At 66.7% G+C, this 24,394-nt stretch carries 24 protein-coding genes and 2 pseudogenes; 18 read left to right on the top strand and 8 right to left on the bottom strand.

What is annotated here, in order from left to right; all coding sequences use genetic code 11:
• The 5 genes from EES41_RS39570 to EES41_RS39595 all read left to right on the top strand — a co-directional run bounded on the left by EES41_RS39570 (position 1) and on the right by EES41_RS39595 (position 5,253).
• Positions 1 to 747 (top strand): ABC transporter ATP-binding protein, encoded by a 747-nt coding sequence (locus EES41_RS39570; RefSeq protein ID WP_123083346.1) that lies wholly within the window; start codon positions 1 to 3, stop codon positions 745 to 747.
• Positions 744 to 1,997 (top strand): hypothetical protein, encoded by a 1,254-nt coding sequence (locus tag EES41_RS39575; protein WP_123083347.1) that lies wholly within the window; start codon positions 744 to 746, stop codon positions 1,995 to 1,997. Before EES41_RS39570 ends, EES41_RS39575 begins: the two co-directional genes overlap by 4 nt.
• Positions 1,994 to 2,569 carry a hypothetical protein gene (locus EES41_RS39580; protein ID WP_123083348.1) on the top strand — a complete coding sequence of 192 codons (576 nt, stop codon included), beginning with the start codon at positions 1,994 to 1,996 and terminating at the stop codon, positions 2,567 to 2,569. The genes EES41_RS39575 and EES41_RS39580 overlap by 4 nt, the downstream gene beginning before the upstream one ends.
• 785 nt (positions 2,570 to 3,354) lie before the next feature.
• A complete protein-coding gene (locus EES41_RS39590; protein ID WP_123083349.1) occupies positions 3,355 to 3,597 on the top strand; it encodes a hypothetical protein in 243 nt (80 codons plus the stop codon).
• 798 nt (positions 3,598 to 4,395) lie between these two features.
• The gene (locus EES41_RS39595) at positions 4,396 to 5,253 is read left to right on the top strand and encodes a hypothetical protein (RefSeq protein WP_164496220.1); all 858 of its coding nucleotides are present in this window, start codon (positions 4,396 to 4,398) and stop codon (positions 5,251 to 5,253) included.
• A 419-nt stretch (positions 5,254 to 5,672) separates the two neighbouring features.
• On the opposite strand, the gene EES41_RS41965 is transcribed toward EES41_RS39595, so the two are convergent.
• The gene (locus tag EES41_RS41965) at positions 5,673 to 6,287 is read right to left on the bottom strand and encodes a hypothetical protein (RefSeq protein ID WP_164496221.1); all 615 of its coding nucleotides are present in this window, start codon (positions 6,285 to 6,287) and stop codon (positions 5,673 to 5,675) included.
• 140 nt (positions 6,288 to 6,427) lie between these two features.
• Positions 6,428 to 6,706 (bottom strand): annotated as a pseudogene (locus EES41_RS39605) (Tn3 family transposase); the annotation flags it as partial.
• Between the two features lie 487 nt (positions 6,707 to 7,193).
• Between EES41_RS39605 and EES41_RS39610 the strand changes: the two are divergent.
• Entirely contained in the window at positions 7,194 to 7,448 is a 255-nt protein-coding gene (locus EES41_RS39610) for a type II toxin-antitoxin system Phd/YefM family antitoxin (protein WP_123083351.1), read from the top strand.
• 171 nt (positions 7,449 to 7,619) lie between these two features.
• Positions 7,620 to 7,898, top strand: coding sequence for a hypothetical protein (locus EES41_RS39615; RefSeq protein ID WP_123083352.1), 279 nt, complete (start codon positions 7,620 to 7,622; stop codon positions 7,896 to 7,898).
• A 559-nt stretch (positions 7,899 to 8,457) separates the two neighbouring features.
• Here the strand turns inward: EES41_RS39615 and EES41_RS39620 are convergent.
• Positions 8,458 to 9,711, bottom strand: coding sequence for a hypothetical protein (locus EES41_RS39620; RefSeq protein WP_164496222.1), 1,254 nt, complete (start codon positions 9,709 to 9,711; stop codon positions 8,458 to 8,460).
• Positions 9,712 to 9,896: 185 nt separating this feature from the next.
• On the bottom strand, positions 9,897 to 11,417 hold the full coding sequence (locus EES41_RS39625) for a DnaB-like helicase C-terminal domain-containing protein (protein ID WP_123083354.1): 1,521 nt from the start codon (positions 11,415 to 11,417) through the stop codon (positions 9,897 to 9,899).
• Positions 11,418 to 11,458: 41 nt separating this feature from the next.
• Between EES41_RS39625 and EES41_RS39630 the strand changes: the two genes are divergently transcribed.
• A complete protein-coding gene (locus tag EES41_RS39630; RefSeq protein WP_123083355.1) occupies positions 11,459 to 11,785 on the top strand; it encodes a hypothetical protein in 327 nt (108 codons plus the stop codon).
• A 50-nt stretch (positions 11,786 to 11,835) separates the two neighbouring features.
• On the opposite strand, the gene EES41_RS39635 is transcribed toward EES41_RS39630, so the two are convergent.
• Positions 11,836 to 12,644, bottom strand: a protein-coding gene (locus EES41_RS39635; RefSeq protein WP_254211935.1) for an IS5 family transposase whose coding sequence is annotated in 2 segments (ribosomal slippage) — positions 11,836 to 12,324 and positions 12,327 to 12,644 — 807 coding nt in all. Because the reading frame shifts where the segments join, the coding sequence is not laid out codon by codon here.
• A gap of 653 nt (positions 12,645 to 13,297) precedes the next feature.
• On the opposite strand from EES41_RS39635, the gene EES41_RS43600 reads away from it, so the two are divergent.
• Positions 13,298 to 13,741 (top strand): DUF6009 family protein, encoded by a 444-nt coding sequence (locus EES41_RS43600; protein WP_254211937.1) that lies wholly within the window; start codon positions 13,298 to 13,300, stop codon positions 13,739 to 13,741.
• Positions 13,742 to 13,756: 15 nt separating this feature from the next.
• Here the strand turns inward: EES41_RS43600 and EES41_RS39645 are convergent.
• Positions 13,757 to 14,601 (bottom strand): annotated as a pseudogene (locus tag EES41_RS39645) (IS5 family transposase).
• 85 nt (positions 14,602 to 14,686) lie between these two features.
• On the opposite strand from EES41_RS39645, the gene EES41_RS39650 reads away from it, so the two are divergent.
• A complete protein-coding gene (locus tag EES41_RS39650; protein ID WP_123083357.1) occupies positions 14,687 to 15,718 on the top strand; it encodes an NAD-dependent epimerase/dehydratase family protein in 1,032 nt (343 codons plus the stop codon).
• A gap of 3 nt (positions 15,719 to 15,721) precedes the next feature.
• Here the strand turns inward: EES41_RS39650 and EES41_RS39655 are convergent, their stop codons facing one another.
• Both EES41_RS39655 and EES41_RS39660 read right to left on the bottom strand, forming a co-directional pair.
• The gene (locus tag EES41_RS39655) at positions 15,722 to 17,077 is read right to left on the bottom strand and encodes a hypothetical protein (RefSeq protein WP_123083358.1); all 1,356 of its coding nucleotides are present in this window, start codon (positions 17,075 to 17,077) and stop codon (positions 15,722 to 15,724) included.
• Positions 17,078 to 17,255: 178 nt separating this feature from the next.
• Positions 17,256 to 18,091 (bottom strand): IS5 family transposase gene (locus tag EES41_RS39660; RefSeq protein ID WP_254211908.1). Its coding sequence is split into 2 segments (ribosomal slippage): positions 17,256 to 17,701 and positions 17,701 to 18,091, totalling 837 coding nucleotides; the frame shifts between segments, so codons are not numbered across the junction.
• Positions 18,092 to 18,351: 260 nt separating this feature from the next.
• Between EES41_RS39660 and EES41_RS39665 the strand changes: the two genes are divergently transcribed.
• From EES41_RS39665 to EES41_RS39700, 8 genes are all read left to right on the top strand, one after another.
• Positions 18,352 to 18,711, top strand: a complete 360-nt coding sequence (locus EES41_RS39665; RefSeq protein ID WP_164496224.1) for an ATP-binding protein — start codon at positions 18,352 to 18,354, stop codon at positions 18,709 to 18,711.
• Positions 18,708 to 19,127: a DUF6415 family natural product biosynthesis protein gene (locus tag EES41_RS39670; RefSeq protein ID WP_123083360.1), complete on the top strand. Its 420-nt coding sequence runs from the start codon at positions 18,708 to 18,710 to the stop codon at positions 19,125 to 19,127. Before EES41_RS39665 ends, EES41_RS39670 begins: the two co-directional genes overlap by 4 nt.
• Positions 19,124 to 20,161, top strand: coding sequence for a DUF6302 family protein (locus EES41_RS39675; RefSeq protein ID WP_123083361.1), 1,038 nt, complete (start codon positions 19,124 to 19,126; stop codon positions 20,159 to 20,161). The genes EES41_RS39670 and EES41_RS39675 overlap by 4 nt, the downstream gene beginning before the upstream one ends.
• A gap of 86 nt (positions 20,162 to 20,247) precedes the next feature.
• A complete protein-coding gene (locus tag EES41_RS39680; RefSeq protein ID WP_164496244.1) occupies positions 20,248 to 21,249 on the top strand; it encodes a thymidylate synthase in 1,002 nt (333 codons plus the stop codon).
• The gene (locus tag EES41_RS39685) at positions 21,246 to 21,809 is read left to right on the top strand and encodes a nucleoside-diphosphate kinase (protein ID WP_123083362.1); all 564 of its coding nucleotides are present in this window, start codon (positions 21,246 to 21,248) and stop codon (positions 21,807 to 21,809) included. Before EES41_RS39680 ends, EES41_RS39685 begins: the two co-directional genes overlap by 4 nt.
• A 67-nt stretch (positions 21,810 to 21,876) precedes the next feature.
• Entirely contained in the window at positions 21,877 to 23,028 is a 1,152-nt protein-coding gene (locus tag EES41_RS39690) for a radical SAM protein (RefSeq protein ID WP_123083443.1), read from the top strand.
• Positions 23,025 to 23,633: a 3'-5' exonuclease gene (locus EES41_RS39695; RefSeq protein WP_123083363.1), complete on the top strand. Its 609-nt coding sequence runs from the start codon at positions 23,025 to 23,027 to the stop codon at positions 23,631 to 23,633. Before EES41_RS39690 ends, EES41_RS39695 begins: the two co-directional genes overlap by 4 nt.
• Entirely contained in the window at positions 23,630 to 24,223 is a 594-nt protein-coding gene (locus EES41_RS39700) for an AAA family ATPase (RefSeq protein ID WP_254211910.1), read from the top strand. The genes EES41_RS39695 and EES41_RS39700 overlap by 4 nt, the downstream gene beginning before the upstream one ends.
• The last annotated feature ends 171 nt before the right edge of the window (positions 24,224 to 24,394 follow it).

Raw genomic sequence — 24,394 nt, forward strand, 5'->3', positions numbered from 1 at the left:
ATGCCCCTGCACTACCAGGACTGTACGTTTCGCTACGGTCGCCGCACACGTCCTGTCCTGAACGGGCTGGACCTGGAGTTCGCTCCAGGTCACACCGTACTGCTCGGTCCGAACGGCGCCGGGAAGAGCACACTGCTCTCGCTCGGTGCCGGCGCGCTCCGGCCTGGATCGGGGCGGGTGGGCGTCGGCCCGTTGTCCGCCAGCACCCGCCGTGACACCCGCATCTATCGGCGCAAGGTCGCCTGGCTCCCGCAACGGCCCGGCTTCCTGCCGGGACTGACCGCTCGTGAACACGTGGCGTACATAGGGTGGCTCAAGGGAATGCGGGAGCGCGACGCCTGGGCGGCCGCCCCCGCGGCGATCGACCGTATCGGGCTTGCCGACAAGCTGAACGACCGCATCAAGACGCTCTCCGGTGGCCAGCAGCAGCGCGTCGCCATCGCCGGCGCCCTTGTCCACGAAGCAGAGTTACTGCTCCTGGACGAGCCCACCGTGGGGCTCGACCCACACCAGCGCCGCCGCTTCCTCGACCTGCTGGTGTCCCTGCGCGGCACCATGCACGTCATCGTCTCCACCCACGACATCGGCGACCTCGACCAGGCCTTCGATCAGGTTGTCGTCTTCGAGTCGGGCAGGGCGAGGTTCCAGGGCCCGGTGTCGCTGTTCGACAGCTACGCTGCGCCCGACTGCGCGCCCGGCCGCCGCCTGGAGAGCGCGTACGCGTCTCTCCTGGAGGCCGCGGAATGATCACATGGGCCAACCTCCGCGCCTCGGCAGCCCTCTGGATGGTGCTGCCCGCCTCCGTGTACTCGGGCCTGTACATCACCGCCAACCGCATCAGCGTGCCGACGGCATACGGGGTCGAGGCCGGCGAAGCCGTCGCGCAGACCTTGCCCGTCGTGGTCGGCGCCGTGGCCGCGGTTGCGGCGTGGGAGGCCGGACGGCACCGTCTGCTCGGCACATTCCCCGCCACAGCCGCCCGCAGTGCGCTGCGCCGGTTCGTATGGGCTGTTACCCCCGTCGTTGTGCTGCAGGGGGTGCTCCTTGTCGTTTCTTTACTGCTGGCCGCCAACACGGTCGGGACTCTGCCGAGCGGCGCGGGCGGCTGGCTGGGCGTCGCCCATGCCCTCGTGCTTCCGCTCGGATGGACTGCCATTGGATGGCGGCTGGGCCACATCCTTCCCCGCAGCCTGGCCGCCCCTGTCGCGGGCGTAGGCGGCTGGATGTTCCTTTCCTTCCCACAGGGCATGGCAAACCCGTGGCTGCGGCACCTGGGCGGCTTCATCGACGGATTCTCTTCCCCAACCGACACACGATCGCCGCTCGCGTACCTGATTCCATGGGCGGTGCTCGGCGGTCTGGTCCTCGCGTTCTGGCTTCCCACCTTGGTCCGGCAGCGAGTTTCTGCAATCTCCCTCGGATTCGCCCTCGTGATCGCCACGATCTTGCTCGGCCGCAGCGCGGTTGCCGACTGGGGCTACTTCCGCCCCTCGGATGCGCGGGTCGTCACGCCCGTGTGCGCCGGCGAGGCGCCCCGAGTGTGCCTGCCGCCCGAGTACGCCTCGTACACAGACGGGATACGCAAGGACCTCACGGAGCCGCTGAGCAAGTTGCGCGATGCGGGCGTGCCCATCCCCAGTGAACTGCTCCTGGCCTCCTCGAAGGAGCCGCTGAAGCCTGGAGTCTGGCCACTGATCTGGTCGCTGCCCCTCGCCAATGGACAGACGAACCCTGACTCCTTCCGGGCCGACCTGGCGGAATCCGCCGTCACCGGCACCTCCGTGAGCGCCGGAGTCACTCCCTGCCGCCGCCCCGGTTCCATGCCCGCGGCCTGGGCCGCCCTCGTCGTCGGCGTGAACGAAGACAACGTACGGAGGGCGATGCCGCCCCCGGCCTGGCAGGAGATCACGAAGATCCGCACCCTCCCCAAGGAAGAGCAGGTCGCGTGGTTCACTGAGGCGGCGCGGGCACAGAAACACTGCGGAGCGGTCTCGTGAAGCTCTACACGCTGTCAGTGAGGCGCTGGTGGGTCATGGTCCCCGCAGTGCTTGCGCTCATGCTGGTCACCTGGCTGATCGGGGCGAGCCAGGTGCCTGTTCCCAGTCTTCTGGGAGGTGCGGGAATGGCCCAGATCAAGCACTTCGTGCCAGTGATCGTGAGCGTCGCCGTCATGTACTGCTTGGACCGACGGCTGCCGGAGGCGGAGCTGACGGCGGTCGTACCGGTCCGCCGTATCGATCGAGCAGCGGTGTCAGCGGGGGCGGTACTCCTACTGGCCGCTGCGCCCGCCGTCGGACTGGACGTAGCCCGCAACACCCTTCTCATCTTGGCTCTGGCCCTGGTGGTGCGCCGGATCGCGAACGAGGCCACAGCGGTGGCTGCCGGACTGCTCTACATCATCGCCAACGTGATGCTCGGACAACCCCCCGACCCGCTCGGCTATCGCATCGGCTCCTGGTGGGCGCTGCCTCTCTACCCGGCTGGCAGCATCCCCGCCCTCGCATTTGTCGGATCCCTGTTCGCCGGCGCGCTCGCATGGGGCCTCGCGCCCCATGCACGCACGCGCTGAGACGCACGACTGGGCGGCGGCCCGCGATGATCCCGCCTGTCGGCGAGGCCGACCGCCGCGCGGGCGAGGGTGGGCATCGTCTCTCGGAACGGTCAGCAGACCACAAAGTCGAAAACCAGAGGGATCATCCCCGCGTGCGCGGGGAGCAGACCACAGGTGACACCAGCGGGCATCGCTGGAGGGGGGCCATCCCCGCGTGCGCGGGGAGCAGCACTTGCCGTTGCGGTGGGCGCGGAGGGGGATGGGGCCATCCCCGGGTGCGCGGGGAGCAGTCTTAATGACCTGCCACTTTAGGCCAGTTGTGCCTTGTTCTGAACCACTTCCAGAGATACGCTCATATGACTCATACCACCTAAATGCCGCATTCTACTGGGTGACTGTTTGCCTCCCGGGTGGCATCGGCCCATAGCCGGCCCGTGCCCCCGCGCATTCAAGGGCTCCGCCTCGGAGTCTCCTTAGAGAAGGCCCCGGCCTTCCTCGGCGAGGAGTTCGGACGGGTGGAGGTCGCCGAACTGCCGGGGACCATCACGATCCGCGACGCATCTTGTTCATGCCCCGAAGAACGATCACGCCGGGCGTCCGTCACCACCACCTGTTTGGCCACCACTTCGGCCAGGCCTGGGTCGGCTTCGCCCAGATCGACGTGCGCCCGACCCTGATGTCCGAGGCCGGAACCCACGTCGGCCAGTTGTCGCTACTGGGAGTTCCGATCATCCCCGAGGGCCATCCTGGACATCCTGAACCTGGCACGTGTCCTCGGCGACCTGGCCAGCACCGCGTGGACCGTGGGCGCCGTCGGGAACACCCATGCCGGGGTCGAGGAAGCACGCGCTGCGTACGACGCTGACCAGGCTGAGATCCACAAGGAACTCATGCACGGCATCGGGCGCGCGATCGGGGACACCGTGCCGAAGGAGGCGCTCGGCGAAGTGGAAACGGCCCTCAAGGCCGAGCTGAAGATCATCGAGCAGCGCCGGAACGACGCCAGGGATGCACGGCTGGCCCGCGCGGCCGATCTCCAGACCTGAGCCCGGGACACTGTCCGCTCCGCCTGCCACAGTGGCTCTCGTAGTCACACCGGCTTCGCCCCCGACACGTCCGTCGTGCCGGGGGCCTGTAGTTCCCGGACTGGACACCGGCCACAGAAGGTGTGCCCCACTCCGCGTGCACGCGGCCCCGGTCCGCGGGGGCCTCGTCGCAGTTCCACCGGCCCCGACCACTCTTCTGCTTCTGGTGGCCGGCCCCGTGCGGGCCGCAGTAGAAGACCGGCGGGTGCCGCCCCGACATGCACCGGCTTGCGGTGCTCACCACGATGGCGATGGGCCCCCGATACCCCCACCGGGCCTGTGGTGTGCAGCATGCCGGCAGAGCTCGGCGGTCTCGGGTGATGGAGAACCTCGAGGGTGGCCTTGCGAACGGACGGTTCACTTGTCTCGCTGTGTGCCCCATTTGCGTACTCCCCAGACTACGAGTGCCGCGCACGCAGCCGTGATCAAGCTGGTGGGGAGTTCGGTGAGCAGACCCTGAACTACGAGGGTCAACGCTGCGTCGATCATGGTGTCTCCCGGTGTGATTCCGATTGGTCTCACTCAGGTTCGACCTGGCCGCTGGCGCGCTGACGTGGTCGGACGTCGCAAGACAACTCAAGGCGAGGATTTACGAGTTCGGACGTTGTACGTTGCCCGTCGGACGTAGTTGGACGCTTCTGGACACTCTGTGGGGGATGACGCATGGCTCGGTTGACGGCTCCCCCGCTTCCGCCGGGGCCTCGCAAGCAGCTGAGTGATGAGCTGCAGTCGATCCATCGGCGAGCAGGGTGGCCCTCGGTGCGGGAACTGGCCCGCGCGCTTGGGACTGGGGTGGTCAGCTCGAGCCGGATCCACGACGCCTTCGTAAAGCCCCGGTTGCCGACATGGGGGCTCGTGCAGGTACTGGTGGTGGAGCTCGCTGGACGGACGCCCGGGGCCGACGTCGCAGCTGAGGTGAAGCGGCTTCACACCCTCTGGGACCAGGCCGCTCAGGCGGAGACCAGTCCGCTGGCCGGCGACGAACCGCAGCGTGACCTGGAAGTGACGTTGCCTCGCGCATCTGAGGCCCGCTGGTCGACGGCTACCAACCGAACTCTGCTGCTTGTCGATCTCGAACGCTTCACCAGCCGAACTGATCTTGAGCAGGCGTATATGCGGCGAATGCTCTACGGAGTCCTTGACCGCGTCGCACACAGCGCCGGAGCCGGCCCGGGGGTGCGACGGCAAGCTGATTGGGGTGACGGCGTCATCGAGCTGATCGATGCTTCCGTACCTCTGACCGTCGTCCTGCGAACTCTGCGCGGAGTTCTTCCTGCGGAGCTGAAGGCGGTCAACAAGCTGGCAGCAAAGTCGGTTCGGCTCCGACTCCGCTTGGTCCTAGCGACAGGCCGCGTGGCCGTGGATCAGCCCGAGGGCTTTGTGGGTGCTGCGCTTTTCGAAGCCTCCCGGCTGCTCGACGCAGAGGTTCTGCGGGCGGCGCTGCGCGAACGAGAGGAGGACTACGCGCTGTGCGTATCGGACTCCGTCTACTCGGACACCGTGCGCCACGGCTACGGGGGCGTTCCCGTGGAGGAGTTCCGTGAGGTGACGGTCCAGACGAAGGGTGGTCCGCAGCGGGCATGGCTGCACCAGCGGCCCCCCGCTCTGCACTATTAACAGGGCGTTGCCGCTCCCGGACCTGGGTGGTGGGTACGGCCCGCGCCGTACCCACCACCCCCATTCGAGGCACCTCAGCCCGCCACCGGGCCGCAAACGATCTTGACCCTCTCGCGCAGCGCCTGGGCACCGGGTGGTCTAGTCGGCGCTCCTGGCCCCCTTCACGCCCCGCCTCGGGCCTGTTTGCATGATCCACCGACCGCAGCTCATCGTCCGGCGTGAGCTGATGGGACACGCCGTAATCGGCGTGCTGTAAGCGACAGCCCTTCAGCTTGACTCTGCCGCCATAAAGAATTACCTCGGGACGCCCACAGCTGGGACAACGCCATGCTCGACGCACCGTAGGCCCGCAGTGAGGCAGTAGGTGCGCCTCGGATAGCGAATCCCAGAACGTCATGTCACGCGTGCTGCTGCAGTGATCAGTTGCTCTGTGATGGCGCAAGGAGTTGAGGGAAGTGGTTCATGACGCAGGAATAATCTTGCAGGCACAGGTTGAATTCTGTACTCCATACTGCGAGTGAAACGCCCGGGAGGCCCTTCAACGGTGGCAGGCCTTTCAGTATGCGCTTGGCGTTAACCAGATTCACGAAGTCTTTGAAAGCGGTCCACAGCCGATCTGTATCCGCCCGCACGTTATTCTTCTCGTGGTTGCCGGTGTTCGGCGAGACCTTGAGTTTGGCTGACGGATTTTTCGTCGTTGATGGCGTGAAGTCCGGCCTCGACTGGTTGCCACTGTTCCAGCCGTTGCCGGTGGTCCCGCCGCTGTTGTGGGTATCGGTCCCGCCGCCGTTGTCGGAGGGTGTGTTCGGGTGGTCGCCGTCGTCGGAGGGTTGGTTGCCGGTGTCCGAGCCGTTGTCGCTCTGGTCGCCGGTGTCTGCGCTACCGCCCGAATCGTCCCTAGATATTTGTTGGACCGGCATAGGAGACTGGGTGGCTGCTATGGCTGTGGTGGCGCCTGCGGAAATGAGAAGTGCGCTACTGACGCAGGAAGCGCAGATAAGCCGGGGGATTCGCCCCCGGGCCGTGGTAGTCATGATGACTCCATGAGCGCGCGATGCTCACACTGGGTGCGGATGCGCTTTGGCCGTTTAGGGCTCATTTATTGAAAGGGCTACAACTCGGGTGCCGTCCCAAGGGGTACGGTCCCAGGTCCCATGCAGGCCATTCTTCTCCTTCATGCTCGTCGGCGCACGCGACGAATGGTCCAGCAAGTCGAGCGCCCGGGATGCAGGCAACTTATCCGGCTCTCACTCGTCTTCTGCGGCGTCTGATCGCGCAGCGGTCGAAGGACGCCCGGCAGGTAAGGGAGCTGAAAGGAGTACCGGCCGAGCATGTTGATGTGGTGCCGCACGAACGGCGACAGGCGGGCCACGGCCTCGTCGCGGACATCGAAGCCGTCCGTGCGCAGTTGGTTGACCGCGGCGTCCATGTACCACGTGTTGAAGAGCACGAGGCGTTGAGGATCAGGCCGAGGGTCGCCCCCTGCTGCCTGTGGCTAAGGACCTCGACCAGCGCGACCGGCTCACCGCCCTCGCCGATGACGGTCCAGTCCGGTGTCAGGCGCCCCCACTGCCGCTCGAGCTCCACGCCGAAGCCCAGCCGCCGAAGCGCGGCCCCGGCGGCGAGCTCGGTGACGTCGGGCCAGAAGTTCTGGTCGCGCCACAGGTTCGCAGCGAAGGCATCCGCGGCCGGCTCCGGCAGCAGATTGAGCTGCTCGTCCAGCCAGATCCGCCAGGGCTGATACTCCTCCAGCACCGCCAGGTCGTACGAGAGCATCCGGTTCTCCGGCGGCCGCTTGCCGTAGCGGCGCTGCTGCTCGGCAACGAACCGGGGGCCGAAGCGCTGTTCCGTGGTCATGTCGCCGGATTCTTTCCCTGCACCCGGCCGCACCCGAGTGGCGGATACGACACACAAGACGCGAGAAGTGTACAGTTCTGCACATGAGTGACACTCTGCCGATCACCGAAGCGCGAGCGAAGTTCGGCTCGCTGGTCCGCCGGGCATCCCACGCCCGCGAACGCATCACCATCACCGACCATGGCCAGCCCGCGGCCGTACTCATCAACCCCCAAGAGCTCGCCGACCTCGAGGACGCCCTCGCCCTGGCCCTCTACCGGGAGCGGCAGTCCGCCGGCACCGCCGCGGCCGTTCCGCACGGTGACGTCCGCGCCCGGCTCGGTCTGGAGCGCGGGTGACCTTCGCGATCGTCTGGGACGAGCCCGCCATCGACGCTGCCGCCCACTTCCTCAAGGACGACCCCGACGGCGGTTGTTAAAAGCCTCGGTGGGCCCACCAAGGCCACGGTCATCGTCGGGTCCGGGGTCGCCACGGGCGGCTATGTGGTCCTGCGATGTGCCGAAGCGGGAGTGAAGAAGGCAGTCAAAGCGTCGAAGGCCGCTCTCGCGAAGAGGAACGCGCCCTGCGCGACGAAGGACCAGGTTTTCGAGGTCGTCTCCGACGGCAGAGACGACAGCGGCCTGAGGCTGAGCGCCGGCGACGAGTACCGCGTGATGGACTGCGACGGGGACGCGGTCCAGATCGAGGTGCCGTGTGGTGCTGACAATCCTTACTTCGTGTCCGCCGGGTTCTTGAGGTCGGTCTCGGGCTTCCCGACAGAAGACGCCGACTCCGTGAATGGCCAGTGACGATAGGACAAGCCCGTCGGGCTCCCTAACGTCACGAGCCACCCCTCCACCCCGCCACGCTGGCCAGATCTCATTGTCGTCCTCGGTGGCGTCCGGGTCACGCGATGTCAATGTCCGCGGCCCGGCTCGTGCCGCAGTCGCGCGGGCTCGGGAGTCCGCCTCGTCAACCGAGGGTCCCCGGGACGGGGAAGACCGCTAGGCCGTCTCTTTCGGATCTTGCCGAGCCCGCGCTGCCCGGTGCCGCACCTCCCTGCGTTGTCGGGGCTCCCGAGTACGCCCAGTACACGAGGAGCTCCTCCGCTTTGCGATGCACGGCACCGGACAACGCGGGCTCGGCCGAGCAGCAGACGTGTCCCGGCTCGTTTTTTCCGGGGCGCCGGGATCCGTGGGAGGAGGGCCGCGGGGGCGGCTGCATAGCAGAGCGATTCCAGGCCCTGTGGGCCATGCGCGGGCCAGAACCGCCAGATTGTGGTTCTGGGCACGGGAACGTGCAGTTCAGGCACGGCTTAGCTACTGCGCATGGAACGCTCTTGAAAACCGTCGCGGTGGTGAGAGCGCGTCAGACATCGAAGTCTGGCGAGGAAGCAACACGGCTGGCCCTGAGCACTTGAGCAAGGGTCGAAAGTGCTTCGAAGACGCCAAGGACCTCACTGAGGAAATCAAGATAAGTCATCCCGGAGACACTCTCATCGCTGACGATGCGGCCTGTCTGGAGGTCGTGATGGGCTGTCGCGTGCCCAATCGTGTTACGGCGGCGATTATTGAGCAAGCTCTCGAATGACTCCCATCCTGGCACTTGTGCCACATATGCGATTTTGAAAGCATTAGACAGCTTGTCGAACTTATCGAGGTTCTTCGGGCGCTGCTTCTCGGGCACCCGGTCGGGGTGAACGTCACCGAATTCGTCGGGGTTGCCACGCAGCACTGAGTTCTGAGCTGCGACGAGCGGCCACAGACACTTACAGGCGAGTTCGAATCCATGCTGGTAGAGGTCCCTCACCAGCGAGAACTCATCGCGGTAGAGCACTAGTTCATCGAACGTATCCTTGCTGCCCGGCTCGAAAAACCTCCCGAGGAGCCCCAGCTCCCAGGATTCATGATGCTCTACGAAACGGTTCAGCTCGGTGAATACATCTCGCTCCAAACTCACCGAGGACTGCCCCCGACGCCGAAAGGCAAGAAGGTGATCCTTATTGCGTTCCATCGCTGCCAAGTGCTTTCGCGAGAATCGGCCGATCACTTTCGCACTGGTGGTCCCCGTGCTCCCCGTGATCACAGTCGTCGCTGCTCCCATGGCCTGATAAGCGACGCTCGTCCGCTCGTGGCTCGTGCTGGGTTGCCACGTGACCCCAAAATGCTGCTGCGCAATGCGAGTGAACATATCGCTGTTGCCCTGAAGGTAGTACTGAAACAGCATGCGGACTTTGGGCCATAGGATCTGGCCGGCCTCAAGCGCGGCATCCCGTTCGGACTTGAACTCCATATAGGTGTCCTGGCCGAGGGCCTGCAATAGCGTCATCGTCGGGAAGGACCCGTCCGGAGTAAACGAGTCGGCATCGTATCGCGATGGCACAAAAGGATTAATAGTTACAACGCGCATACCAGGAGATTCTGACGCGGAGCCGCTCAGTACCTGGCACTCGATATTGACACGGTGATTCTGCAGCTCAGTGCCCGACATCGATCCTCCGATCGGTAGTCCGCAATGTGGGCACGGCAGGTAGAAGCGCGTTCCGCAGGTCGGTTCCAAGCCCAGCCGGGCGACGAAGACTTCGCCGCAGCCGTGGCACTTCAGGCAGTAACGGGAGATCACGCAACCAAGCTACCCCGTCTCGACGCGCACCCGCTCTGTAACCGAGAAGGGCCACACAGCGAACAGTCTCGTCCACGCCTACACAAAGAACATCTATGGGACATTCTCAGGCATCGCCAGACACCGGTGCCGCTCACCGGCAGTGCGAACGGGAGGCCTGCAGGCGCGCAGTTACGGGAGATGGGTCAGCCCTGGCTCATGTCTACGAATCGCGCGTAATGCCCTTGAAAGGCCGCTGTGACTGCCCCAGTAGGCCCCGAACGGTTCTTTGCGACAATCAAGTCGGCCTCACCGGCCCTTGGAGAGTGCAACTCATACGCATCGTCGCGATGCAAAAGAATCACAAGATCTGCGGCACTCTCCAAGACCCACGGGACGTGACGCATTTCAGGCCGGGAAGTTTCGTATTGATTGGCCGAGAGGCGGCCCAACTGGTACAACGCTATGACTGTGAGGTCCAGCTCTCTAGCCACGGCGCGCAGTTCACGCACCACGGCTGCAAGGTTTCGCTCTCTCTCGTCAGCCGTCATTTCGAGGCCCGGGAATAGAAGATCGACACTGTCAACTACCGCGAGGTGGAGACCATTGGATTTTGCTAGCTTCCGGCAATCTCGGACAATTTCAGTAATTGTATAGCTCGCGGCATCGGCGATATGAACCGGGGCACTATTAACAGACGGCATTCTCTTGGCTAGCCTCGTCCACTCTTCATCAGTCATGGTCCCTGAGGTCATGTGATGCAGAGCGACACGCGCCTCGGCGGACATAAGACGCATCGTGATCTCGAATTGGTTTGCCTGCAGGGACGTCAGAAAACTGGGCCGATTTCCGACGACGGAGCAGGCTCGAACAAAATTGAGCGCAAGTGTGGACTTGCCCATTCTCGAAGCTCCAGCCACCACAATCAGCTCGCCTGGCCTAAAGCCGGAGGTGAGGAGATCAAGATCACGGAATCCAGAGGGCAGCCACAGAGGGCTCTGTGCCGAACCGGCCGCTTCCAATACATCAAGCGCCCCCTCCACCGAATTCGCCGCCCGCGAAGGCATGCTCTGCGCGTTGGACGCAGCAAGGAGTTTCCCCTCCACAAGCCGGACTAGATCTTCCGTGTCAGGGTGTTCAGCGTTGGAGATTGAGAGTGCGAGTTCCGCAACCTCTTCACCCGCCTTGGCTATCTCTCGGGCCAGTGACCTCGCCGAAATGCGAGCAGCATAGATTTCCGCAGTGCGCGGCTCGGGTGCGGCGGCCACAATGGCGTGCAGAAGGCGTTCGGCCCGACTCGGGGTGATGGATGGGAGATTGCGCATCTCTTCGAGAATCCGCGCAGGAGAAATCTTCTCGTTGCGTTCGAAGAGCTTTAGCAGGGTGACGAAAACCGCACTGTTGAACTCGTCGATGAAATCGCCCGCACTGTTAAATTCTTGGACATCCGCAATGGCATCCACCGACAAGATCATGCAACCGAGAAGCTTTCTCTCGTCTTCGACTTGGTGGTTCGAATGATCTGCCGCAGAGACGCTTTTCTCGCGACCGAATCCTAGTTGCTGTTCATGGATGGCTGCGCATAGACCTTGGAGGTGGTCGAGGAAACGGCCGCATTCTTCCTCCGCCGACTGTCCCGACCCTGTTCCCTCACGGAAGAGCCATCCCGCCAAGCTTAATAGCTGCTTCGAGCTCGTAACACGATCTTGTGACCTCAGATTCTGCATCGCTGTCACACGGCTGCCTGCTCGCTCGCGATACTTGGACCATGGACAGCTACGAGGGCACCGCGACGCTTGAGTGGTGGGCCAATCGATCGACCTGTCTGGGCAGGCTTCGTGTGCAGGTCGCGGTCCGTGCTGCCGGAGACACCTGGACGTCCGAGGCGACCCTCGAATCTCCCCTGGCCGCGGAGGACAGGGAGAGCTTCGACTTCCTGATGCAGCTCGATCCGCACTTCACCCTGCGTTTTGACGACGCGAGCACGCTGCTGGTCAAGGTCGTCGAAGCAGGAGTCGAGGGACGGCTCATCCTCACCGCAGCCGAGGCAGACACTGCAGAGCCGACCGGAACCAGGCACGCACCGCACCAGTAGCCCCAGGGCCTTTCGAGGTGCTGCGCTGCCCGTGATCGCTTGGGGCGCGATCAGGAGTGGGTCTTCTTGAGGCGTCTCCAGCAGATGAGGCTGCAGGCCAGGGAGACGAAGGCGTCGTGGAGTTCGGTGCGGCGTTCCCAGCGGACGGCGAGACGTTTGAACTGATGGAGCAGGGCGAAAGTCTGCTCCACGACATAGCGGAGCTTGCCCATGCCCTTGATGTTCGGTGATCCCTTGCGTGAGATGACAGGCAGGATCCGCCGTTGTCGCAGCTCGTCGCGGTGGGCATTGGAGTCGTAGCCCTTGTCACCGAGCAGGGCGTCGGGCCTGCGACGGGGCCGGCCGGGGCGGCCCGCAACAGGCGGGATGCCGTCGACCAGGGCGAGGGTCTGGGTGACATCGTTGACGTTGGCCGCGGTCGTGATGACCTTGAACGGGGTGCCGCGTCCGTCGCAGATCAAGTGGTGCTTGCTGCCGGTCTTCCGCCGGTCGACCGGCGACGGACCGGTGTCGGCACCCCCTTTTTCGCCCGGATGTGGGAACCATCCACGCACGCCCGTGACCAGTCGAGTTCACCGGCCGCGTTCAACTTTGCGAGCAGTACCCGGTGGAGCTGGTCGAAGACCCCGGCCCTCTGCCACCGGTCCAGACGCCGCCAGCAGGTCTGGCCCGAGCCGAACCCCAGCTCCAGCGGCAGAAGTTGCCAGGCTATGTCGTTGTGCAGCACGTACAGAATGCCCTGCAGGCACAACCGGTCCGGAACTGGCCGCGGACCGGGAGCCTTCTCCGGCCAGGGCGGCAGCAAGGGCTCGATCAGCGCCCACAAGTCGTCGTCCACGATCCACGGCCGAGTACTCACACCATCGCGAACGGCCAAAACCTCACACCGGTCACGGCCAACCAGGACGTTGCAGCAAGATCGTGTTACGAGCTCTTCGGGTTCGGAATTAGCTTGCCATTTAGAATTTTCCCAATGGCTTGGTAATTCAGCGTAGCCGGCGCGGAGTCGTCAAGCCGCAGTCCCAGCGCCATCGGGCGCAGCCCCGGGCGGCCAGCTGCCGCGTAGGCCGCATGCAGTGCAACAAGCATCTGACGGTGCGGTCCAGGTGGCACGTCCTCCTCGGGCGGCATCGCTACCCCCCGCTTCCCTCTAGCAGTGGCCACTGTCCCCCCTGAGTGTCTCCAAGTGTCTCCAGCCCAGACTTTCACGAGGGGACTCCGCAGGTCAGCCACTTACGTGAAATCGCAAACTGACTGGTTGTGACGCTAACTGCTCATGCCTTCTGGGCCGCGCTCAATGCTGGGAGCAACCACCAAGAAGGGGACACAGATGCGTCGCTGTAAGAAGAAGACGGCCGGCTCAGGCTGCACTGGGGCAGCACCACAGGGGCTCGGAGAGCTGGCGCTGAGCACGATCGTTCAAACGTTCATCTCCGTCAGCGTGAACACCCTCGTGATCTATTCCCTGTCGTGGCTGCAGTGAGCCCTCTCGGCCTGCGTGCGCAACGCCGGATGGGCAGGGCGGGCATACAGAGCAGGACGCATGGGGAGGGTGCGAGTCGGGGAAACCGTGTGCATCTAGGAGGGGCCTTGCCGCAGGACCACGCAGCTTTGCAGCACGAGGAACAGATCGTCTGGACCGAGGACGTAAGCGACTTCGACTATGTGCGCCAGACCGTAGCCCATTTGTCCACGACCCGGCAGAAGCCGGTGGGGTGGAACGGAACAGGCCGACGCGTGGGGTACTCCGTCCTCAAGCCGGACGCCCCAAGCGGCGACACGCCCGGTAGGTTCGTCCGCCGGGTGTTCTGGGTGAAGGACTACGACCGTTCCGAACGACCCGATGGTACGTACAGGACGTCCGCGCCCAGTGAGGCTGTCGATCCGCGGACGGTCGCGCCGGGGGTTCTGGGCGAGCTGACTGAACGTGCCTGGGGGAGCCCGCTACCCGACTAGGCCGTTTCTTAGCGATCACCTCGCGGCCCAGATGTGGATGGCCGCGAGGTGAAGTGCTGCCTGGTAGGCGGTGGCGGTCTTGTCGTAGCGAGTGGCGATACCGCGCCACTGCTTGAGCTTGTTGATGCAGCGTTCGACGGTGTTCCGCTGCTTGCAGGTCTCGCGATCGAAGGCCGGCTGACGGCCGCCCTTGCTGCCGAGTCGTTTGCGGTTGGCGATCTGGTCGGCTGGCTGCGGGATCACGGCACGGATCCTGCGTTTCCGTAGGTGCTCGCGGATCGCGCGGGACGAGTACGCCTTGTCGGCCAGCACGGCGACGGGGCGGGTTCGCGGTCTGCCTTTCGGCCTCGTCACCCGGATTGCGGCTATGACCTGGGTGAACGCCGGTGCGTCACCGGCCTGGCCGGGCGTGAGGATGAACGCGATTGGCCGGCAGCGGCCGTCGGCGGCGAGGTGGATTTTCGTGGTCAGCCCGCCGCGGGAGCGTCCGAGGGCATGGTCGGCCGGCTCGCCAGTCGGAGCCCCTTTTGACGGGCCCCGGCGGCGTGCTGGTGGGCACGGACGATGGTGGAATCGACGGCGACGACCCAGTCCAGGTCATCCTCGGCGTCGGCTTGGGCCAGCAGGGCGGCGAAAACGCGTTCCCACGTGCCGTCGATCGCCCACATCCGCAGCCTGCTGTGAGCGCCTTTCCACGAGCCGAAGCGCTCAGGCAGGTCCATCCACGGTGTCCCGGTGCGGTACTTGAACGCGATCGCATCGATCACCTGCCGGTGATCCCGCCACCGCCCACCACGCCGAGGTGCCCGGTCCGGTAGTAGCGGTTCGATCTGAGCCCACTGGGCGTCAGTCAACGACACACATCAACCAACGATCAGATGATCGGTAAGAAACGGCCTAGGTCCGTCTTCCCCGGACCCCAGCCCGCACGACAGGATCTGCGGCATGAAGATTCTGGTTCTCGGCGGGACTTGGTTTCTCGGTAGGGCTGTCGCCCAGACCGCACTCAACCGTGGGTGGAAGGTGTCGATCTTCAACCGCGGCCGCTCGGGGTCCGCGCCCGAAGGGGCGCGGACGGTTCGCGGCGACCGCACCGCTGCGGCCGATCTGGCTCGGCTCGCAGCTGAAGGGCCCTGGGACGCCGTGGTGGACACCTCAGCGTCCGAGATGGCCCCGCGCGACGTTCTCGCGGGCGTCCGCGCCCTGGAGCCCGTTGCCGGCCGATACGTGTACGTGTCCACGGTGAACGCCTACCGCGGCTGGCTCAACGACGTGCTCACGGAGGACTCGGAAGTCCTCGATGGGCCGCCGGACGCGGACCTCGACTACGGCCGTCTCCCCGAGGGCTGGGACGGCCCGGACTGGTACTACGGGAGGCAGAAGGCGGGCGCGGAGCGGGCGGTCGTGTTCGCGTTCGGCGGGGACCGCTCGGTACTTCTTCGGCCGGGTGTCATCCTCGGGCCCGGCGAGTATGTCGGGCGCCTCCCGTGGTGGCTCAACCGCGCCGCCCGCGGGGGCCGCATGCTCGCCCCCGGCACCCCGGACAAGACGATCCAGCCGATCGACGCTCGGGACGTCGCCGAGTTCGCGCTCAACCAGGCTGCCGCCGACCGGGGCGGCGCGTACAACTGCGTGGCGCCGGTCGGCAGGGAGACCATGGGGGGCTTGCTCACCGCGTGCGTGCTCGCAACGGGGGGCGACGCGCAGCTGGCATGGGCTCCAGACAAGCTGCTCCTGGACCACGGTGTGCAGCAGTGGACCGAGCTGCCTCTGTGGCGCACCCACGCCGGCGTCTGGAAGATCGACTCGACCCGGGCGCAGGCGGCGGGCCTGGTGTGCCGACCGTTGTCGGAAACCGTCGTGGACACCTGGGCGTGGCTGCGGGGCGGGGGGCTGCCGGTGGAGCACCCGCGCTGGGCCGAGCACGGGATCACGCCGGGGAAGGAGGCAGCGATCCTGTCCGCCCTCAGCCGCTAGGCGTCAGGCTTCGAGCGTGAGCGGGCTTTGACCGCCCAGTCGCCGGGCCGGGGAGAGAGCGCTGAACTCCTCGATCTGTTCGGCCAGGGCCAGCGCCGCGGGCGCGTCCCGCAGCCCGGGACGGGTCAGCTCGATGCGGGCAGCAGTCAGGCGTTCCATCATCCCCGAACCCCGCCAGCCCGCAGGCACCCGGAACACCGGGTCCAGGGCCTCTTGCGCGCCTTCGATCTCGCCACGCAGCAGCCGCGCGCGGGCAAGGTCGATGGCGGCGGGCCCCGAAACCACAAACGGCACATCAGCTTCCGGGCGGTTCTCCAGCAGAGTGAGCGCTGTGGCCGCGAACTCCTCCGCTCCTTCGGCATCCCTGAGGAGAAGGCTCGTGGTTGCGTTGCTCATCGCCGTACGAGCCGCGTCGAAGCCGAACTCCCCGCCAACATCGTCGTGCAGCTCGTCACGGTCGCCGCCCGTTTGCTCCAGGGAGGCCAAGATGGAGCGGCGCGCCTGGTCGTCGTTGCGCAGGTGTCCGTACGCGCGCGCCTCGATGGCGTACAGGCGACGCCGGGCCGTGCTGCCGACCCCTCCGAACTGCTGAGCCGCATTGGCCAGCCTGACGGACTCGCTCGGCCGGCCGTCCCAGAAGGCCATGAAGGCGAGCATCCCGTACGCGTACGCCTGTAGCGGGCCGTTGCTGATCGTCTTGCCGTACTGGACGGCGGAGCGTGCGAACGACACAGCGGGCCGCAGAGCCCCCAGGTCGAAGGATGCTGCGGCGAGCAGCGCGCTCGCCTGCCCAGCGGCGTAATACAGGCGCGTGTGCTGCTCCGGGGAGCGCGTTCGTTCGATGTTGATCTGCGCTTGCTGAAGCAAGGCGTTCGCTTCGTGGAAGACCTCACCCGGTGCCCTGCGCCCGTACTCGCGGGAGAGCTTCATCAGGTCGTCGTGGAGTTGGTCGAGGGTCAGCTCGTCCAGGCGCAGCGCGGCGGCTTCGCCTGAGTGGGACGCGGCATCACGAGCGGTCATGAGCAGTTCACTTTCGTTGAGCACAGGCGGAGAGGAAGTCCGGCTGGACGCCGGCCGCGCGCTCGGAGGCTCCTCATCGGCCGGGCCCAGCAGCTCTTTGACAGGCCCCTGGAACATCTGCTCCAGCACGCAGGTGGTGGCGGCGTAGGGCGCCGTCTTGACACCTCCGACGAGGAGCAGACGCTCGTACTGGCGGGCACCCGGCGGTGGGGCCACCTTGCGGCCCCTACGCCCTAACTCCCGGGCGACGCGGTCGTACTCCTCGCTGAAGGACCCGTAGGAGCGGATCCCCCTCTGGCTCGCGAGCAGGAACAGCACCGTGCGCCGGACCTCGTCCATGTCCCCTCCGGAATCGGTTCCCACCTATGGGATACCGCATCAGCATCCCAGCGGAACCACCGCCCGTCAGAAGGCGGCAAGAAGTCATAGCCACGTCATGGTGACACCCGAAAGGGCAGGTAGAAGTCAGAACCGCGACATAGGCACACCCCTCCTCGCCGTACCACGCTAAGAGGTCCTAACAAAGGCGTTGGACGTGGCGGTGGGTGATGAGGCAGGTGGCGAGACCGAGGAAGGCTTCGTGGATGTCGTCGCGTCGTTCCCATCGAATCCGTAGCCGGCGGAAGCCGTGGAACCATGCGATGGTCCGCTCCACGACCCACCGGTGGACTCCGAGGCCGGAACCGTGCGGGACGCCGCGGCGGGCGATCACCGGTTTGATGCCCAGCGCCCAGGCGAGACGGCGGTATTTGTCGTGGTCGTAGCCGCGGTCGCCGAGCAGGCTGTCGGGTCGTTTGCGTGGCCGTCCGACCAGGCCGGCGACCGAGGGGATCTTCTTCAGCAGGGGTATCAGCTGGGTGACGTCGTTGCGGTTGCCGCCAGTCAGAGAGACGGCGAGTGGGATGCCCTGGCCGTCGACGATGAGGTGGTGCTTGCTGCCCGGACGTGCTCTGTCGACCGGGCTCGGCCCACTTTTGGGCCCCGCCGAGCGGCCCTGACGTGGGAGGAGTCGATCACCGCCCGCGACCAGTCCAGCTTCTTCGCGACCCGCAGCTTCTTCAGCAGCACCACGTGCAGTTGATCCCAGACACCGGCGTCGTTCCACGCGGCCAGACGCCGCCAGCAGGTCATGCCTGATCCGAAGCCCAGCTCCTGCGGCAGGTACTCCCACTGGATCCCGGTATGCAGCACGAACAGGATCCCGCAGAGTGCCTGCCGGTCCGGCACCCGAGGGCGTCCCTCGACCTGCTTCGGCGCTGGCTCAGGCAGTAACGGCTCGATGAGCGACCACAGTTCATCCGACACGATCCACGGCCGCGGCTGACGTTTCCCCACGGCCAGACCAACGACCATCCGAACCGAAAGTCACATGATCAACAGCTTCTGTTAGGAACTCTAAGTGCCCGGTCCGTGACGAGGAGGAGTCGATGGGAACGGCAACTGCGCCGAGCACAGCCCAGCCGACGGCGAGCACCTGCCGACCTAGCTCATCGGCGCCCATAGACCGCCCGGCCAAGCTGTCGACGTGCCAAGAGGTCGACGCCACGCTCATCTGCTTCTCCACCTCCCCTCACGCCGAGGGAGCGGAGCCCAGGACCGAAGACCTTCTTCGCGTGCAGGAGGTCCGCCGGACGGTCAAGCAGCGGCTGACGTACTGCGGGCTCTCCGACCTGGCGGACAACGTGCTCCTGGTCGTCTCCGAGCTGATCACGAACGCGATCCGCCACAACAGCCGGGGCACGGAGATCAGTTTCCTCATGGTCTTACGGGACGAACTGCTCCTGGTCATCGTGACCGACGGCACCCCTGCTGCCCGCGACCCGCAGCAAGCCCGCGAGGACGCGGAGCACGGACGTGGTCTCGGGATCGTCGACGCCATCGCCCAGGAGCACCATGGCTCGTGGGGCGCGACGTCGGACAGGACCGGGACGTGGTGTGAGCTTCCCGTCCGCGCCGACAGGAGCGCAGCATGACCCCGCTCGCCGGCCAGATCCCGGAAGCCGTTCCGGCCGCACCGTGGACGCCCCCTCTGCCGGCCAGGGACCTGCGACGCCTCGCGAGCCACCTGCGCACGGGCGTTTCGGTCGATGACCTCTTCCAGATCATCGAGGAGGTCCAGGAGCAGGGGCACGCCCTGAAGGAGCCGGACGTCTTGTCCAAGACCGAACGGCTCCGGGGCGCGCTCATGCAGCTCGTGGATGCGGTCCTGGAACGCGACGGTGACTTGTCGGATGAGCCCGTCAAAACGCTGGTGAATCGGGCACGGACCCTGCGCCAGGAGGAACCGACCGGGCGCATCAACTCGTTGGCCTACCTGCGCCGTCTCGCGATCGTTACCGAGGCGCTGATGGAAGCCCTCCTGGCGGGCATGCCGGAGGTGCCGGAGTGAGCGGGATCCCCGCCCTGTACCCCGAGCTGATCCTCGGGCCCGCGTACGGCGCCGTTGATTACGAGTGGTACCGGGACCGGCTCGCCGATCCCTGGCTGGCCGACCAGGGCATCGCCATCAGCGTCTTCCGGCTTCCCGTGCTCGTCGTGCCCGGGGGCGGTCCCCGCCGGGGCGGCTACTACCCCGCGCCCGAGCTGGCTCTGGCCATGGCCATGGCCGTACGCGACGCCTTGGCCGGCCACCCCGGCTTCCCGAACCTGCGGGTGAGGTGGTGCCCCCACACGGACACCTGCCACACCGTCGACTGGGGTGCTCCCGCGCCTCCCTGGGACGACGCCGCCCGCGGCCGGTTCTTACGGCTACAGCGACACCACCATCCACGAGCACCTGCACCCCAGACAGGAGAGCGTCCGGTGAAGATCACCCGCGTCCCGCAAACCGACGAGGAAGTGACACTCGCCCTCCGGTACTGGACCAGGTTCTACTCCCGCAAGGACCAGGACTGCCACCTCCCGACCAGGTTCGAGGTCCAACAGTTCCAGCGCCACCTGTGGCCCGCACCGGGCCAGGTCGCGGTCGACGTAGGGTGCGGCCGCGGCAGGTTCGCCGCCGCCCTGGCCCGCACGGGGATGGCCGTCACCGGCTACGACTGGGCCCCAACCGCGATCCAGCAGGCCAGCGAGCGGTACAGCAGCATGCGGCTGCGCTTCGCGGAACACAACTTCCTCACCGCGGCCGACCCGGCCGGCCTGGAGCCGGCCTCGGTCGACTTGGTCGTCTGCCGCCTGAGCCTCGGTTACCTGGATCAGAAGGCCTTTCTCGCCCAGGCCCAGCGGTGGCTACGGCCCGGCACCGGAACGCTCCACCTGGTCCTGGAGGTCACGGAACGGCAGCCCCCGGACTGGGTCAGCCTCAGCCACCGCGACGCCGAAGTCGACCAGCTTCGTGAGGGCTGGCGGGACAGCACCCGCTGGGACCTGACCCCGAACGGCTGGCTCACCGCACTGGCTCTCCGCGGCCCCGACCACTCCTGAGTCCACATCGCTTGCTCCCGCCCGGACCGCTCGGTACCGGCGCGGAGCCCGACCCGCTCACCAAGGAGAAACCGATCGTGCTCTCGATGCCCAGCTATTCCAGCCTGGAAGGGGCCTACCTGGCCCTGCTCCGGCTGGCCACCCAGAACGCCGAGCACCAAATCGGTGCCCGCGGGAACGACGCCCGCGAGGTCATCGGAGTCGGCTTCCGTCTGCCGGACCCGCGCCAGCGCCTGACCTACCTGGCGGCGCGGAAGGCCAACCCCGTCTTCAACTTCGCCGAAGCGCTCTGGTACCTGGCCGGCCGCCGGGACCTGGCCATGATCGGCTACTACGCGCCCTCCATGAGCTCCAGCTCCCCCGACGGCATCAACCTCGGCGGCAGCGCATACGGCCACACCATCTTCAACCCGGCCCCCGGCGACGACGTCTCCCAGTTCGACCGTGTGCTGGAACTTCTGCGCACCGAGCCCGACAGCAAGCGTGCCCTCATCTCCGTCTTCTCCCCCGACGAGCTCGCCGACCCGGGCAACCCGGACGTCGCATGCGTGGCCGGCCTGCACCTCCTGGCTCGTTATGGCCAGCTGCACATGGTGTGCACCATGCGGGCCAACGACCTGGACTGCGGGCTGCTCTCGGACGTCTTCTCCTTCACGATGATCCAGGAGTACGCCGCGGTCCAGCTCGGGCTGGAGCTGGGCACGTACACGCACATGATCGGGTCGGCGCACGTCAACGACCGCAACACCGAGCGCGTAGAGCGCGTACTCCAGGAGGCCGAGACCCGGCCGGCCTTCCAGCACACCGAGTTCCCGCGCATGCCCGCCGACACCACGGCCAAGACCATCGCCACGGTGCTGGAGCACGAGGAGAACATCCGCGCCAACAAGGTCCGCTACACCGCGGCCGACGTCGCCGCGACCGGCCTCCCGCCGTACTGGCAGCAGTTCCTCCTCCTCTTCGAGCTCTACCGCCAGGTCACCCACGAGACCGTCACCGCCGTCGCCCCGGACATCCTTGCCGCCCTCGACCCGGGCCTTCGGCGGCTCGTCGGCCACCGCTGGACCGCCTGTGGGAGCACCCGATGAACCAGAAGCCTTCGCGCAGCGGGGCCGTCGTCAACGGGATTGAGTGGGGCCGCTGGTCCGTCATCCTGTTCAAGCCCGACGCCGTGGAGCGCGGCCTGGTGGATGAGATCCTCGACCGGCTCTCGGACACTGACGTGTTCGTCGGCCGCCAGGACGTGATCGTCGCCCCCTGGCAGATTCATGTCCACTACTGGGACATGCTGGTCGATCGGGACTGGTTCTCCGGCCGGGACATGCCCGCGTGCCTGGACGAGCTGTACGTCGGACGCACCGTCACCACGGTCCTCGCCTACGGCCCCCCGGGCATCCACGCCGCGTTCCGCGACCGCCTCGGGCACTTCGACCCCACGCAGGCCGCAGCCGGCACGATCCGTGGCGATTTCGGCGACGACAGCCTCGACCGCGCCCTTGCCGAGAAGCGGCTCATCAACAACCTGGTGCACGCCTCCGACGACCCGGAGGCCGCCCGCCGGGACTTCGGCACCTGGTACGGATCCAACCGCCGCGGTCTCCTCCACCCGGTTCCCGCGCCCCGTCCGCGCGCCCGTACCCAGAGCTGACCACAACACCCTTCGAAGGAGAACTGTGAGCGTTCCCGTGAAGATCAGGCGCGGCCCCGTACTCCAGATGCTCACCCCGGCCCAGCTCGCGGTGATGAAGCCCGAGCTGAAAGAGGTGATCGAGTACCGCAAGTCGGGGCTGTCGCTGAACCACATCGTCGGCTGCCCGCTGGACTGCACGTACTGCGTGCGCCACCTGTTCGAGAACTTCGACATGAAGGTCCCGCGCGCGATCATGAGCGACACCGACGCGGTGAAGCTCCTGGTCGGCCACCCCTACTTCCGGCCGCACACGACGCCGATCCAGCTCTTCAACCGGGCCACCGAGCCCATGCTGCCGATCGTCAAGCCCCACACCTTCGCGGTCCTGCAAGACCTTGACGACCGGGGTCTGACCAACCACGTTCTCGTCATCACCCGGTGGAGGGTCAGCCCCGAGGACTGCGCCGTCCTCAACTCCTTCCAGAACATCCGGCTGACCGTGCTGGTCACCCATTCCGGGATCGACAACGCGGCGATCGAGCCGGTCGACTCGAACATCGCGGCGGCCAGCCTGCGCACCCTCTACGAGCACGCCGAGCGGTACCGGACCGTCCTGTACTGGCGGCCCATCGTGCCCGGCCTCAACGACTCCCAAGCCCACCTGGAGCGCGCCCGCGAGCTGTCCGCACACGCGCACGCCACAGTGTTCACCGGGCTCTTCTTCCGGCAGCAGATGGCCGACTACTACGAGGCCCACGGCCTGCCGATGCCGTACGAGGACATCGCCCGCCGCAAGATCATGCCGGAGCTGGCCGAGCAGCGGATCCTCGACTTCTTCCACAAGCCCGAGAACAGCGCCGCCCCGTGGGGGAACCTGTTCCGCAAGACCTCCTGCGGCGTCGCCTTCGCCCACGGCCTCCCGGACTACAACGGCCACGTCGGGGTCCGCGAGCTGTGCGACATCTGCCCCGTCGCCCAGCTCGGCGTGTGCGAGAAGGCATGGATCAAGCCCGACCTCGCGGTGGTGACCGCAGAAGCACGCCGCCTCGGCGCGACCGGCACGGTCGAGGTGACCGACCGCGCGATCATCGTGGAGGGGCTGAACGAGCCCCCGCGCTACTCCCTCCAGCACGGCTTCGGCTACCAGTGCCACGACCGAGCCAAGCCCCACCACCACCGCCAGCACGGCCGGGCCCCCATCGGCTGGGAGGCGGAGAACGGAACGCCCGTCGTATGAACATCACCGCCTGGCCCACCAAGCTCCTCGTCGTAGACGTCGAAGGCAACGGCGCCAACCCGCCCGACCTGGTCGAGGTCGCTGCCCTGCCCATCCGTGACGGCCAGGCGGACAAGACGACCGCCGGGGCGTGGCTCATCCGCCCGCCCCGGCCCGTCACCCCCTTCGCGACCCGCGTCCACGGCCTGACCAACGAGGCGCTCGCCGCCGCTCCTTCCTGGGAGGAGACGGCTGGCGCCGTGGGCGACTTCCTGGCCGGGGCGTGGATCTGCGCGCACAACGCGCACGTGGACTACCGAGTCCTGTCCGCGCACCTGCCGAAGTGGGAGCCGGCTGGAGTCCTGGACACCCTGCGCCTGGCGAAGGCCACCTACCAGGGCCTGCCCTCGTACGGCCTCGACGCGCTGATCTCCCACCGGCAGCCCGACCTGACCGACGCGCCGGCCGTCGGCCGCCACCGCGCCACCTACGACGCATACGCCACCGCCCAGCTCCTGCTGGCCATGGCCGAGCAATACGACACCTGGGACCAGCTCGTCGCCGCGGCCGTGCCGCCCGGCCTGCCCGGAGCCCCCGAACCAGAAGAGGAAGCAACCCTGTGGTGACCAAGACCCCCATCCGCATCGGCGTGCTCGGCACACACTCCACGGGCAAGACGACCCTGCTCAAGCGGGTCGAGATGGAACTGCGCGGCCACGGCGTCCCCGTAGCCCGCACGGGCCGGCTCGGCAAGCGGGCCCGGGAGATCGGCCTCCCGAAGATGCAGCACCACACTCCTGCGTCCACCGAGTGGATCATCACGCAGGGCATCGCCGACGAGATCGCGGTCCTCGCACAGGGCATGGAAGTGGTCCTTGCCGACCGGGCCCCGCTCGACGCCATCGCCTACCTGCACGCCGCGGTGGAGTACCGCGGGGACCACCTCCCCCGCCTCGACAAGGAGCGCCTCCTACTCCTGGCCTCCACCCAGCTCCCCAAGTACGACTTGCTCCTGGCCTTCGTGCTCGATGAAGACATGCCCGTGGACGAGAGCCACGACTACGACGCCCGCTACCGCCGCCTGGTCGACCAGCACGTCCACGGTCTCCTCGCCGACGACCAGATCCCGCACCTGCGGGTCACCAGCGACCCCGACAGCCAGGCCCGCGCCATCGACCGGGCCGTCCAGCTCTGCCTTCAGGTGGCCGCCGTATGACCGCCTCCCGTCCCGGCGGCACCATCACCATCGCGGGCAAGGACGTCTCCCGCCTCGGCTTCGGCACCATGCGCCTGACCGGCCCCGGCACCTGGGGCGAGCCGGAGATTCGGACCCGCGCGCTCAGCGTGCTCCGCCAGGCCGTCCACACCCACGGCATCATAGCTGTCG

The organism is Streptomyces sp. ADI95-16 (genome assembly GCF_003721495.1).
Taxonomy (GTDB): Bacteria; Actinomycetota; Actinomycetes; order Streptomycetales; family Streptomycetaceae; genus Streptomyces; species Streptomyces goshikiensis.